Origin of the sequence: Cryobacterium levicorallinum (assembly GCF_004402405.1) — a bacterium.
Lineage (GTDB): Bacteria > Actinomycetota > Actinomycetes > Actinomycetales > Microbacteriaceae > Cryobacterium > Cryobacterium levicorallinum.
Map to the genome: position 1 here is coordinate 1 of NZ_SOFE01000016.1, position 13980 is coordinate 13980.

General features: G+C 66.3%; 7 protein-coding genes, 1 tRNA gene and 1 other RNA gene. 8 read left to right on the plus strand and 1 reads right to left on the minus strand.

The annotated features are described in order from the left end of the window. Positions 1–159 precede the first annotated feature (159 nt). Positions 160–247 (minus strand) — tRNA-Ser (locus E3O11_RS09480). A gap of 107 nt (positions 248–354) precedes the next feature. Between E3O11_RS09480 and ffs the strand changes: the two genes are divergently transcribed. The 8 genes from ffs (at position 355) to E3O11_RS09520 (ending at position 13908) form a co-directional block, all read left to right on the plus strand. After that, positions 355–451: signal recognition particle sRNA small type (gene ffs / locus E3O11_RS09485), an RNA gene on the plus strand. 364 nt (positions 452–815) lie between these two features. Next, positions 816–3266: a phosphoketolase family protein gene (locus E3O11_RS09490; RefSeq protein WP_233194984.1), complete on the plus strand. Its 2451-nt coding sequence runs from the start codon at positions 816–818 to the stop codon at positions 3264–3266. 222 nt (positions 3267–3488) lie between these two features. Further along, entirely contained in the window at positions 3489–5705 is a 2217-nt protein-coding gene (gene pta / locus E3O11_RS09495; RefSeq protein ID WP_092448455.1) for a phosphate acetyltransferase, read from the plus strand. Continuing rightward, a complete protein-coding gene (locus tag E3O11_RS09500; protein WP_092448253.1) occupies positions 5702–6907 on the plus strand; it encodes an acetate/propionate family kinase in 1206 nt (401 codons plus the stop codon). The genes pta and E3O11_RS09500 overlap by 4 nt, the downstream gene beginning before the upstream one ends. A gap of 207 nt (positions 6908–7114) precedes the next feature. Beyond that, on the plus strand, positions 7115–10111 hold the full coding sequence (locus E3O11_RS09505) for a DNA polymerase III subunit gamma and tau (RefSeq protein ID WP_241994690.1): 2997 nt from the start codon (positions 7115–7117) through the stop codon (positions 10109–10111). A gap of 3 nt (positions 10112–10114) precedes the next feature. After that, positions 10115–10714 (plus strand): recombination mediator RecR, encoded by a 600-nt coding sequence (recR, locus tag E3O11_RS09510; protein WP_092448250.1) that lies wholly within the window; start codon positions 10115–10117, stop codon positions 10712–10714. Between the two features lie 459 nt (positions 10715–11173). Beyond that, a complete protein-coding gene (locus E3O11_RS09515) occupies positions 11174–12451 on the plus strand; it encodes an aspartate kinase (RefSeq protein WP_092448249.1) in 1278 nt (425 codons plus the stop codon). 380 nt (positions 12452–12831) lie between these two features. Further along, positions 12832–13908, plus strand: coding sequence for an aspartate-semialdehyde dehydrogenase (locus tag E3O11_RS09520; protein ID WP_092448248.1), 1077 nt, complete (start codon positions 12832–12834; stop codon positions 13906–13908). The last annotated feature ends 72 nt before the right edge of the window (positions 13909–13980 follow it).

Consider the following 13980-nt stretch of genomic DNA (forward strand, 5'->3'; position numbering starts at 1 on the left):
ACGCTGCAGTGGATCTTTGGCGGAGAATGGGGGATTCGGACCCTGCGAGTGGGGTTTGTGCGTCACCCAACACGCTGCAGTGGATCTTTGGCGGAGAATGGGGGATTCGAACCCTGCGAGTGGGGTTTGTGCGTCACCCAACACGCTGTACTACAAGTCTGGCGGAGAATGGGGGATTCGAACCCCCGAGGGCTTTCACCCAACACGCTTTCCAAGCGTGCGCCATAGGCCACTAGGCGAATTCTCCTGGCCGCCGTTCAATAAAGCAACGGCACCACAGAATCTTACCTGTTTCCAGCGGATGCTGCCGCCACCCTCGGTTGGTGCAGTCTCGTCGCGTGCCCTAAACTGAGGGTCGGCTCCTCGCGTGGCGCCACCCAGGCCAATTCCCCCAGGACGGAAACGTAGCAAGGGTAACCGGGCTCTGGCGGGTGCGCGAGGAGTCTTTTTCATACCCAACGCGCAAGGGTACCCGGGGCTGTACTCCTGTTCCGAGGTGCGCGAGGAGTCTTTTTCATACCCACAGCGCAAGGGTACCCGGGGCTGTGCCCCTGTTCCGAGGTGCGCGAGGAGTCTTTTTCATACCCACAGCGCAAGGGTACCCGGGGCTGTGCCCCTGTACCGAGGTGCGCGAGGAGTCCTTTTTGGCCCCACCAGCATCCGCTTTCGCGTAATGAGCGTGAAATCCGCGTGAACGCTCGCGGGTCGGGACCTTTGGCCCTGCGCTGTGCCGCCACGGCTCAATAGGATTAAGGCAGCGCGGCTATGTCGCCGCACCACGCTGCGGAGGACCAATGAGCCACGATTCCGGCACCATGCCCTGGCCTACACGCGCGCCGAAACCGCTCAGTGCAGCGGCGTTGGATAGCATCGACGCCTGGTGGCGGGCCGCGAACTACCTCGCCGTCGGCCAGATCTACCTGCTCGGCAACGCCCTGCTCACCGAGCCGCTCACCCGCGATCACGTGAAGCCGCGCCTGCTCGGCCACTGGGGCACCACGCCCGGCCTCAACTTTCTCTACGCACACCTGAACCGCGCGATCGCCGAACGCAGCCAGAGCACCATCTACATCACCGGCCCCGGCCACGGCGGCCCCGGCATGGTCGCCAACGCCTACCTCGACGGCACCTACACCGAGGTCTACGCCGACATTGAGCAGAACACCGCCGGCGTGCAGAAACTGTTTCGCCAGTTCTCCTTCCCCGGCGGCATCCCCAGCCACGCCTCGCCCGAGCTGCCCGGATCCATCCACGAGGGCGGCGAACTCGGCTACGCCCTGAGCCACGCCTACGGTGCCGCGTTTGACAATCCGAACCTGCTCGTGGCCGCGGTGGTCGGGGACGGCGAGGCCGAAACCGGCCCGCTCGCCACCAGCTGGCACTCCAACAAATTCATCGACCCGCTGCAGGACGGCGTCGTGCTGCCCATTTTGCACCTCAACGGGTACAAAATCGCCAACCCCACCGTGCTCGCCCGCATCCCCGAAGACGAGCTGCAGGACCTCATGCGCGGCTACGGTCACACTCCTTATCTGGTGAGCGGCGGCTTCGACGGCGAAGACCCGATGCTCGTGCACGCCCGCATGGCCGAGACCCTCGACCTGGTGCTCAACCAGATCGCCGAGATCAAGGCCGCAGCCGCTCAGGCCGCCACCAACAACGAGGATTTCGCCCGCCCACGCTGGCCCATGATCATCCTCCGCACCCCCAAGGGCTGGACCTGCCCCGCCCGTATCGACGGCGTTCAGGTTGAGAACACCTGGCGCGCCCACCAAGTTCCGCTGGCAAACGCCCGCGACACCCCGGCGCACACGGCCCTGCTCGAACAGTGGATGCTGTCCTACCGCCCCGCAGATCTGTTCGACCAAGACGGTGCTCCCGTGAAACAGATCACTGACCTCGCCCCACAAGGCGACCTGCGCATGAGCGCCAACCCGATCGCCAACGGCGGAGTGCTGCGCCGCGACCTGCACCTGCCCGACTTCCGTGATTTCGCCGTGGACGTGCCGCAGCCGGGTGCAACGCGGAATGAGGCGACGCGCGTGCTGGGCGGCTACCTGGCCGAGGTCATCCGCTTGAACCCGGATAACTTTCGCATCTTCGGACCCGACGAAACCGCCTCGAACCGGCTCGCCCCGCCGGTCTACGAGGTCACCGACAAGCAGTGGAACGCCGAGATCCGGCCCGGCGACACCAACCTCGCCCGGGCCGGCCGCGTGATGGAGATGCTGAGCGAACACCAGTGCCAGGGCTGGCTCGAGGGCTACCTGCTCACCGGGCGGCACGGGCTGTTCAACTGCTACGAGGCGTTCATTCACATTGTGGATTCGATGTTCAACCAGCACGCCAAGTGGCTCAAGGTGACGGCCGAGATCCCGTGGCGGGCGCCGATCGCGAGCCTCAACTACCTGCTCAGCTCGCACGTCTGGCGGCAGGATCACAACGGGTTCAGCCACCAGGACCCCGGTTTCATCGACCACGTCGTCAACAAGAGCGCCGACGTGGTGCGGGTTTACCTGCCCTTCGACGCCAATACCCTGCTCAGTACCTACGACCACTGCCTGCGCAGCGTCAATTATGTGAACGTCGTCGTGGCGGGCAAGCAGCCGGCGCCGAACCTGCTCACCATGGACGAGGCCGTCGCGCACTGCACCCGCGGACTTGGCATCTTCGACTGGGCTGGCACCGAACTTGCCGGTCAGGAGCCGGATGTCGTGCTCGCCGCCGCCGGTGACGTGCCGACGCTCGAGGTGCTCGCCGCCGCCGAGATTCTGCGCGAGAACCTGCCCGAGCTCAAGGTGCGGGTCGTGAACGTCGTCGACCTCATGCGGCTGCAGTCGGCGGAGGACCACCCGCACGGCCTGAGCGACAGCGCCTTCGACGCCGTCTTCACGCCCGACAAGCCGATCATTTTCGCCTATCACGGGTATCCGTGGCTGATCCATCGGCTCACCTACAAGCGTCACGGCCACGACAACCTGCATGCCCGCGGCTACAAAGAGATCGGCACCACGACGACCCCGTTCGACATGGTCATGCTCAACGACCTCGATCGATATCACCTCGTCATGGACGTCATCGACCGCACCCCCGGCCTCGCCGCCCGCGCCGGCCTGCTCCGGCAGCGGATGCAGGACGCCCGCCTGGCCGCGCGCCAATACACCCGAGACCACGGCGAAGACGTTCCCGCCATCACCGACTGGTCCTGGTCTTCCCAAGCGGATGCCGCTCCCCGCGCCGCCTCGACCGGCAGCGACAATGTCTAACCCAGCACTGCTCCGGCCCCCACCCGCGCGCGGGACGCCACCTGTCGTTGGTCGAGCTTGACGACCGCCATCGCCCAGCGCTGGCCGTCTGCGGAACCCCGCCATCCGCGCAGGCTAACTCAACCGCAATCGACCCACCCAAACTCGGTATAGCGTGGGTCACGACTTACCTCTATGATCTCGCCGACGCACTCCCACTCCGAATAAGCTTGAATGGACACCGTGGCTCGAAGCATCTATATCACCAGCGCAGAAGGCAATACCGGCAAGTCGACGATCGCCCTCGGCGTGCTCGACACACTCACCCACCTCGTGGAGCGGGTCGGTGTGTTCCGCCCGGTCGCCCGCACTGCGACCGAGCCCGACTACGTCGTCGAGCTTCTCCTCCGGCACCTGCAGGCGAACGCCGGCCCCGGCGCTGCCGCCGGACAAACCTACGAGCAGAGCATCGGTGTCAGTTACGACGACGTCAACACCGATCCAGACGCCGCCCTGGCCCGCATCGTTGCGCGGTACAAAGCGGTCGAGGTCAACTGCGACACGGTCGTCGTCATCGGCAGTGATTACACCGACGTCGGCAGCCCCACTGAACTCGCCTTCAACGCGCGCATCGCGGCCAATCTCGGCGCCCCCGTGCTGCTCGTGCTCGGTGGCCGAGTCGGCCCGGGCGAGGGCGAACGCCTCGGTCAGAGCGACGCCCGCTCGTCCGTGGACATCGCCCAGCAGACCGACGTGGCGCTGGCGGAATTGCGCGACGAACACGCATCCGTTTTGGCGATCATCATCAATCGGGCCGACGAGAACGCGCTGCCGGCCATTATTGACGCGGTGCGAGTCACCACCAATGCCCAGCCGGCGCGGTCCGGCGGCGCTTTCGGCGTGCCGATCTGGGCCATTCCCGAAGACCCGTACCTCGTCGCACCGAGCATGCAGAGCATCATGGAGGCCACCGAGGGCACCCTGATCAAGGGCGACCCTGCCCTGCTGGCCCGTGAGGCGCTCGGCGTCGTCGTGGCCGCAATGTCGATGGTCAACGTGCTGCCGCGCCTGATTCAGGGCGCCGTCGTCGTTGTGCCGGGCGACCGCGAAGACGTGCTGCTGGCCGTGCTGCTGGCCAACGCCTCCGCAACCTTCCCGTCGATCGCCGGCATCGTGCTCAATGGCGGCTTCGAGCTGCCCGAGGCGATCCAACGGTTGATGGAAGGCCTCGCCCCCTCGCTCCCGATCATCAGAACCTCACTCGGCTCGTACGACACGACTATGCGCATAACGCGCGCCCGTGGACGCCTCGCCGCCGACTCCCAGCGCAAGCACGACACCGCGCTGGCGTTGTTCGAGACTCACGTCGATGCATCCGCTTTGCTGGACCGGCTCGATGTGAGCCGCGCGGAGGTCGTCACGCCGCTCATGTTCGAGTACGCGCTGCTCGAACGCGCGCGCCAGAACCGTCAGCACATCGTGCTGCCCGAGGGTGAGGATGACCGCGTGCTGCGCGCCGCCGCGACCCTGCTGGCCCGCGACGTGGTCGAGCTGACCATCCTCGGTGAGGAATTCGAGGTGCGATCTCGCGCGATCGGCCTCGGCCTCGACATTTCCAAGGCCCACGTCGTCAGCCCGTACGACGATCTGCTGCGAATTAAGTTCGCCCACGAATATATGCAGTTGCGAGCACATAAGGGAATTTCGCTCGACCAGGCCAATGAAACCGTCACCGATGTGAGCTATTTCGGCACGATGATGGTGCAGCTGGGCCTCGCCGACGGCATGGTGTCTGGCGCGACGCACACCACAGCGCACACCATTCGGCCGAGCTTCGAGATCATCAAGACCCAGGTCGGCGTCGGCGTGGTGTCGAGCGTGTTCCTCATGGCGCTCGCCGATCGCGTGCTGGTCTACGGCGACTGCGCCGTCATTCCGGTACCGACGGCCGAGCAGCTGGCCGACATCGCCATCTCTGCCGCGGCGACGGCCGTGCAGTTCGGCATCGAGCCGCGCATCGCGATGCTGTCCTACTCCACCGGAACTTCCGGCGAGGGCGCCGACGTCGAAAAGGTGCGCTCCGCGACCGCCCTCGTGCGTGAGCGCCGACCCGATCTGCTGGTCGAGGGTCCGATTCAATACGATGCAGCAGCGGATGCCGCGGTCGCGGCCACCAAGATGCCCGGTTCCAACGTGGCTGGCCGCGCCACGGTGTTCATCTTTCCGGATCTCAACACCGGCAACAACACCTACAAGGCGGTGCAGCGCAGCGCGGGAGCCGTCGCGATCGGACCGGTGCTGCAGGGTCTGCGCAAGGCAATCAACGACCTGTCGCGCGGAGCCCTCGTGCAGGACATCGTCAACACCGTGGCGATCACCGCCATCCAGGCGGCCGGACTGACGGATGCCGCCGCCCTGGCGGCCGTAGTGGATGCGACGCCGGCTGGAGCCATTCGATGACCGCTGTTTTGGTCGTTAACTCGGGGTCGAGCTCCTTCAAATATCAGCTGATCGAGATGGACACCGAGACCACCCTCGCGAGCGGTTTGGTCGAACGTATCGGCGAGCTCATGGGGCACTCGTCCCATACGGTAACCGGCATAGACGACGCCGACGGCGCCAAGACCTGGCGTGAACTGCCCATTCCCGACCACACGGCGGGCTTCGCTGTCATGCTCGAGGCCTTTCACTCGCACGGCCCCTCGCTCGCCACCCATGCGCCGGTCGCGGTCGGCCACCGGGTCGTGCACGGAGGGGCTCGTTTTCACGAGCCGACCCTCGTCACACCGCAGGTGGAACGCGACATCGACGAGCTCTCCGGGCTCGCGCCGCTGCACAACCCGGGCGCGCTGCAGGGCATCGTGGCCGCTGAGATCGCTTTTCCCTCGGTGTCGCACGTGGCCATCTTTGACACGGCCTTTCACCAGACCCTCCCGCCCGAGGCGTTCACCTACGCGATCAACGTGGACCTGGCCGAGCGGTTCCGTATTCGTCGCTACGGGTTTCACGGTACGAGCCACAGCTTCGTCTCACGTGCCGCCGCGGAATTCGTCGAGCGTCCGCTGGCTGACCTGAACCAGATTGTGCTGCACCTCGGCAACGGCGCATCGGTGTGTGCGGTGCGCGGCGGCCGATCGGTGGAGACGAGCATGGGCATGACCCCGCTCGAGGGTCTCGTCATGGGCACCCGTTCGGGCGACATCGACCCGGGCGTGCTGTTTCACCTGCACCGTCGAGCCGGTCTCGACATGGACGAGCTCGACACCCTGCTGAACCGCGGAAGCGGGCTGATCGGCCTCACCGGTCGCGGCGACATGCGCGACGTGATCGTGGCGGCGGAGTCCGGTGATGGTCCGTCCCAGCTCGCCATCGACGTCTACGTGCACCGGCTCAAGCACTACGTGGGTGCCTACTTCGCCCAGCTGGGTCGGGTCGACGTGATCACGTTCACGGCGGGAGTCGGCGAGAACGACCCGATGCTGCGAGCGCGCGCGGTCGGTGAACTCGAGGCGTTTGGAATCCGGATCGACCCGGAGCGCAATGCCGCTGCGAATCGAGGTGCGCGGCGCATCTCGGCCGACGACTCTGCGGTCACCGTGCTCGTCATCCCCACCAACGAGGAGCTGGAGATAGCCCGCCAGACCCTCACCACGGTGCGCTAGCTGTACTGAGTCGGGTCACGATCAGCAGAAAGCAGAGAAATGTCACTGCGCTCAGGCCGATTTGACGCTGAACTGAACCTTAGCGCGCGCGATCTTCGCACTTAAGCACGCCCGGTCGCGCACGTCATCCGTGGGTGCGGGGGTCTTGACCTTCAGGCGGACGCCTGCGCGCGGCCGAGTGTCGGTTGCGGCAAGTACCATTAGAGCGTGGTTACCGCCCTGTATCGCCGCTATCGGCCAGAGACCTTTGCCGAGATGATCGGCCAGTCCCAAGTGACTGATCCGCTGATGACGGCGCTCCGCACCAACCGGGTGAATCACGCCTATCTGTTCAGCGGCCCGCGCGGCTGTGGCAAGACCACGAGCGCGCGCATCCTGGCCCGCTGCCTGAACTGCGCCGAGGGCCCCACCGACACTCCGTGCGGCGTCTGCCCGAGCTGCGTTGAGCTCGCCCGCGACGGCGGCGGGTCGCTCGACGTCGTCGAAATCGACGCGGCCAGCCATAACGGTGTCGACGATGCCCGCGATATTCGTGAGCGCGCTATCTTCGCGCCGGCCCGCGACCGTTACAAGATCTTCATCCTCGACGAGGCACACATGGTGACGCCGCAGGGCTTCAACGCGCTGCTGAAGATCGTCGAGGAGCCGCCGGAACACGTGAAGTTCATCTTTGCGACCACCGAACCCGAAAAGGTGATCGGCACCATCCGTTCGCGCACCCATCACTATCCGTTCCGGCTGGTGCCGCCGGGTCCGATGCTCGAATACGTGCAGCAGATGTGTGACGTCGAGAAGATGGTCGTCGCTCCGGGCGTGCTGCCGCTGGTCGTGCGCGCCGGCGGAGGCTCGCCGCGCGACACCCTGTCACTGCTCGACCAGCTCATGGCCGGGGCCGACGGTCAGTCCATTGAGTACGAGCGCGCCGTCGCCCTGCTCGGATACACGAGCGCCTCGCTGCTCGACGAAGCCGTCGACGCCATCGGAGCCCGCGATTCCGCGGCCGCGTTCGACGCCGTCGACCGGGTCATCCAGACCGGGCAAGATCCGCGCCGGTTCGTCGAAGACCTTCTCGAGCGGATGCGAGACCTCATCATCGTCGCGGCCACCAGCGTCGCGGGAGCTGCAGCGGTGCTGCGCGGGGTGCCGCAAGACGAGCTGGAGCGCATGAGCGTGCAGGCATCCGCTTTCGGGCCAGCCGAACTCTCGCGCACCGCCGATATTTTGAACGCCGCCCTCACCGAGATGAGCGGGGCAACCTCGCCGCGCCTGCACCTCGAACTGATGATCGCGCGCGCCCTGATTCCCGCGACCGATGACACAACCCGCGGCGCCCTCGCCCGGGTCGAGCGGCTCGAGCGTCGCATCGGGGTCGACGGGGTCGCTGCGTCGGCGCCCGCGCCCCGGTCGGCCAGTGGCGATCTCGGCAAGCTCGATCAGCGGGTGGGGGACCCGGTCGCGCCCGCGGCGGCACCGCAAGCTGGCGGCGTCGCCGCTCCCGGTGCTCAGTCGCCCTCCGCGCCAGGCTCTGCAACACCTGCCGCCTCCGCTCCCGACGCGACCTCGGCCGCGCGAGCAAACTCCGCGACGCCTCCTGCTCCGCTGGTCCAGCCTGTTGAAACCGCCATCCTGGGAACTCAGGGCGCCTCCGCGGCATCACCTTCCTCCGCGGGGCCCGCGTCATCTTCCGGTTCCGCCCCTTCCGCGGGCGCAGCACCTTCTTCGAGCTCTACGCCGGGCTCCTCGTCTGCCGCTTCCGGCGCGCCAGTAACCTCCGCGGCCTCACCCTCTCCGTTGGTCGAAATCTCGACAGGCTCGATCCAAGGCCTGCCCAACGAGACCGCCATCCCGGGGGCACCGGTCTCCCTGCAGCAGTTGAAAGACGCCTGGCCCGAAATTCTCGAGGCCGTGAAAACGGAAAAAACGACCGCGTGGCTCGTCGTCTACACCGCCCACGTGCTCAGCCTGAACGGTGACGTACTCGCGCTGTCGTTCCCGAGCGTTGCCGACGTTGACAGCTTCAAGCAGCAGAAGGTTCCAGGAATGGGAACGAGCGACTTCCTCCGCACCGCGATCGTCGCCGTGCTCGGCTTGCGCGTCAAGTTCATCGCCCGGGTCGATGCCGGCCGTGAAACGTCCTCGCCGAGCGCATCGTCCGGCGACTCGACGACCGTCGCCGCGGAGCCTGCGCCAGCGGTTCCCGCACCGAAACCGCCGGCAGCTTCCGTGCCGGCAACTTCCGTGCCGGCAGATTCCGGAGCCGACTCTGTGCCGAGCGCATCACCTGGGTCGACTGAGAACGCGGCCGACACAGCAGAATCCGCGCTCACCGATCCAGCCTCGACCGAGGCCGCGCAAGTCCGGTCGCCTGCTTCCGCGCCTGCGACCTCCGCGCCCTCTGCGTCTGCGTCCGGGGCTCCCGCGCCGGCTACTCCCACCGCTGCGCCTGCGGCTGCGGCTACTGCGGCATCCGCGACAGCGCCAGCTTCCACACCAGCAGGTGCCTCGCCCGTCGCCGCCTCGACCAGTGGGTGGGCGACCGTGGCGATTCCCGGCTCGCCCGACGGCCCGGCATTGCCTGCCCTCGTCGACGACACAACGGATGCCCCGGCACCCGCCAGTCCCGCGGCTCCGATATCAGACGTACCCGACGCGGCTTCGGTCTCGGCTTCCTCGTCGTCGTCAACTCCAGTCTCAGCGCCGTCTTCGCTCGCCGGCTCCGCGTCCCCGCGCCGCGACGAGCCGCCATTTGACGATGCGCCCCCGCCATTTGACGTCGACGACGACGCGCCGCCCGAAATGGACGCGCCCGCGGAGGAACGCGTGCCCGACTACGGGGCCGACGCCGAGTCATCCGCTTCGCAGCTGAGCTCGGGGCAGCCAAGCAGTGCAGGGCAGCAGGATTCGCGTCGCTCAGGCCAGCAGAACGCGGCTCACGCTCCCGGCCAGCCGAACGGCCAGCCGAACGGCCAGCGCAACGCTGGCCAGCCGAGCGTTCAGCAAAACCGCGGCCTGCAGTCTGCGCCAGTGCAGCGCCAGCACCCGAACGCATCCGGCCAGCGCGGAGCCGCGAAAGACCCGTCCCGCGCGCCGTCCTTCGCTGAGAAGCAGCGCTATGGTGAGGCCGTGGTACGCGAGATCCTGGGCGCGACCTTCATCGAAGAACAGCCGTACACCGCGGCGCCCCGAACCAGAAACGACCACTAAACCATGTATGAAGGCATCGTTCAAGAGCTGATCGACGAGCTCGGCCAGCTTCCCGGCATCGGACCGAAGTCGGCGCAGCGCATCGCGTTCCACATTCTGCAGACCGAGAAATTCGACGTGACCCGGCTCGCCAACGTGCTGCTCGAGGTGCGCGACAAGGTGCGGTTCTGCGACATTTGCGGCAACGTGTCCGAGCAGCCGACCTGCCTGATCTGCCGCGACCCGCGCCGCAACCCCACTTCGATCTGCGTGGTCGAAGAGGCCAAGGATGTCGTCGCGATCGAACGCACCCGCGAGTTCAAGGGCCTGTACCACGTGCTCGGCGGAGCCATCAGCCCGATCGACGGGGTCGGCCCCGACGACTTGCGTATCCGCCAGCTGATGCAGCGCCTCGCCGACAACACAGTGCAGGAAGTCATTATCGCCACCGACCCGAACCTCGAGGGGGAGGCGACTGCCACCTACCTCTCGCGCCTGTTGACGACGCTCGAGATCAAGGTGACCCGTCTCGCCTCGGGCCTGCCCGTCGGCGGCGACCTCGAATACGCCGACGAGGTCACCCTCGGCCGCGCCTTCGAGGGCCGCCGCGAGGTCACCCACTAGCCACCCGCCGCACCTGCGGCCGCCCCGCGCGGTCTCGTAGTACTTCCCGGGCCCATGCTTGATCATGGGCCCGGTTCCCTATCCTGGGCCCGGCGACCGTATCCGGACCGCGGTTTCCTAACATTGGGCCCGGCGTCCGTATTCGGGCCCGTCGAGTGATTCGGTGCGGTGACTTCCCCGCGCGGTCTCGTCTTACTTTCCGGGCCCGGGCCCGGGAACTGGGCCCATGCTTGATCATGGGCCCGGTTCCCTATCCTGGGCCCGGCGTCCGGATAGCGCCCTCCCACGCCCCCGCCTGCACGCGCACTCCTGAGCGCCCGCCCTGCACGCGTGCCCCTGAATTCGCTGAACGCCGCCGCACAGTGTCACATGGCACCCACCCGTCAGCACCAGCATTTAGGATGGGAACTTGGACGCGGCCCGAACATCGGCCAGCGACACCCCCATCTCAGGAGTCACATGAGCTTGATCGTGCAGAAGTTCGGCGGATCGTCCGTCGCCGATGCCGAAAGTATCAAGAGGGTCGCCAAGCGCATCGTGGACACCCGCAAGGCCGGCAACGAGGTCGTCGTCGCCGTTTCGGCGATGGGAGACAGTACCGACGAGTTGCTCGACCTCGCCCTTCAGGTTACGCCGTTGCCCGCCCCGCGCGAGCTCGACATGCTGCTCACCGCGGGCGAACGCATCTCCATGGCGCTGCTCGCGATGGCCATCAAGAGCCTCGGCTACGACGCCCGCTCCTTCACCGGCAGCCAGGCCGGCATGATCACCGACGCGAGCCACGGCTCGGCGCGCATCGTCGACGTCACGCCCGGACGCATCCGCGATGCCCTCGACGAGGGTGCCGTCGCGATCGTCGCCGGCTTCCAGGGCTTCAACCGCGACACCAAAGACATCACCACCCTCGGACGCGGCGGTTCCGACACGACCGCCGTCGCACTGGCCGCCGCCCTCTGCGCCGACATTTGCGAGATTTACACGGATGTCGATGGCGTCTTCACAGCGGATCCGCGCGTCGTTCCCAAAGCTCGAAAACTCGAGCGCGTGACGAGCGAAGAGATGCTCGAACTCGCCGCCGCTGGAGCCAAAGTTTTGTATATTCGCGCTGTGGAATATGCTCGCCGCCATGGGGTCACGCTGCACGTGCGCTCATCCTTCAACAACAACACCGGCACCATCGTCTACAACGCCGCGACCGCGCGAGAAAATGGAGAAATTGTGGAAGAGCCCATCATCGCCGGAATCGCCGCCGACCTGAGCGAAGCGAAGGTCACCGTCGTCGGCGTTCCCGACATTCCCGGCAAGGCCGCCCTGATCTTCAAGATCGTCGCCAAGACCAACGCCAACGTCGACATGATCGTGCAGAACGTGTCGGCCGCGTCGACCGGACTCACCGACATCTCCTTCACCCTGCCCAAGTCGGAGGGCCAGCAGGTGCTCACGGCCCTGACCAACGAGCGCGACCGCATCGGATTCGCTGGCCTGCAGTACGACGACCAGATCGCCAAGCTCGCCCTGGTCGGCGGCGGCATGCGCACCAACACCGGTGTCTCGGCGAAACTGTTCGAGGCGCTTTACGAAGCCGGGATCAACATTGAGATGATCTCGACGAGCGAGATCCGCATCTCGGTCGTCACCCGCGCCGACACCATCAACGAAGCCCTCCGCGTGGTACACACCGCGTTCGGGCTCGACGGTGATGCTGAAGCCATCGTGCACGGCGGCTCCGGCCGCTAACAGCCACGCCACGCTGTGAGTTTCGCCCCCGGTTTCGGCCGAAACCGGACAAAACTCACACCTCGGCGAGCGGATGCCCCGCCTCACCACCCAGTCCAGCCCCAGCCCGTTCATAACTCCTGCAAATTGTCATCATCGACTTTGACTGCCCTGTAATTGCTCGGGACTGAACCGGCGGGCGACGAAATTGCAGGAGTTATGCGCGAAGTGGGGGGAGAACCTCGCATCAACCACCCGCACCACCTCGTCACCCCACCTTTTGGGAGCTAATTCAGGGAATCGACCCGCAGCATCCGCTCTGGGGAGAAAATATCGGCAGGATCGCCGGTGTTTCCTGAATGAGCCACGGGAGACAGCCCCAACGACGTTAGGAAACACACGTGACCACCTCAGTCAGCACTTCTGGAATCAACATCGGCGTCGTCGGAGCCACCGGACAGGTGGGCGCCGTCGTGCGTCGTCTGCTGGAGGAGCGTGACTTTCCGGTGAAGAGCATCCGCTTCTTCGCGTCGGCACGCTCGGCCGGCACCACCCTCACCTTTCGGGGCGAGTCAATCACGGTCGAAGATGCCTCCGTCGCCGACCCGACCGGGCTCGACGTTGCTATCTTCTCGGCCGGGGCCACGCTCTCCAAGGCGCAGGCTCCCCGCTTCGCCGCGGCCGGCGTCACCGTCGTCGACAACTCGTCGGGCTGGCGGATGGACCCAGACGTTCCCCTCGTCGTCAGCGAGGTCAACCCCGAAGCCATCAAGCTCGCCGTCAAGGGCATCATCGCCAACCCGAACTGCACCACCATGGCCGCCATGCCCGTGCTCAAGGTACTGCACGACGAGGCCGGGCTCAAGCGCCTGATCGTCAGCACCTACCAGGCCGTCTCCGGCAGTGGCTTGGCCGGAGCGTTCGAGCTCGCCAGCCAGGTGCGCGTCGCGGCGCAAGACGAGAACCTGTTCCAGCTCGTGCACGACGGCAGCGCCGTAGCCCTGCCCGAGCCCACCATCTACGCCCGCCCGATCGCGTTCGACGTGATTCCGCTCGCCGGCACCATCGTCGACGACGGTCAGTTCGAGACCGACGAAGAGAAGAAACTGCGCAACGAGAGCCGCAAGATCCTCGGTTTGCCCCAGCTCCTCGTCTCTGGAACCTGCGTGCGCGTACCCGTTTTCACCGGCCACTCGCTCTCGATCAACGTCGAGTTCGCGAAGCCGATCAGCGTCGCCCGCGCCGAGGAACTGCTCAAGACTGCGCCCGGCGTCGAACTGACCGACATCCCCACCCCGCTGCAGGCAGCAGGGCAGGACGCCAGCTTCGTCGGCCGAATCCGTCAGGACGAAGGCGTAGCGGATGGCCGTGGCCTGGCCCTCTTCATCAGCAACGACAACCTACGCAAGGGTGCGGCGCTGAACGCCGTGCAGATCGCGGAGCTCATCGCTGCCGACCTGCTCGTCGCCCAGCCCTAAACTGCCCATATCCCCACAGCCGACTGCATCAATTTCCCCATTGCAACACTCATTCGGGGGCAAGTCGCGTAG

Bases quoted from the DNA above. Each gene is read 5' to 3' on its own strand.
- E3O11_RS09490 (WP_233194984.1), top strand. From the start codon at position 816: ATGCCCTGGCCTACACGCGCGCCGAAACCGCTCAGTGCAGCGGCGTTG.
- E3O11_RS09500 (WP_092448253.1), top strand. From the start codon at position 5,702: ATGACCGCTGTTTTGGTCGTTAACTCGGGGTCGAGCTCCTTCAAATAT.
- recR (WP_092448250.1), top strand. From the start codon at position 10,115: ATGTATGAAGGCATCGTTCAAGAGCTGATCGACGAGCTCGGCCAGCTT.
- E3O11_RS09515 (WP_092448249.1), top strand. From the start codon at position 11,174: ATGAGCTTGATCGTGCAGAAGTTCGGCGGATCGTCCGTCGCCGATGCC.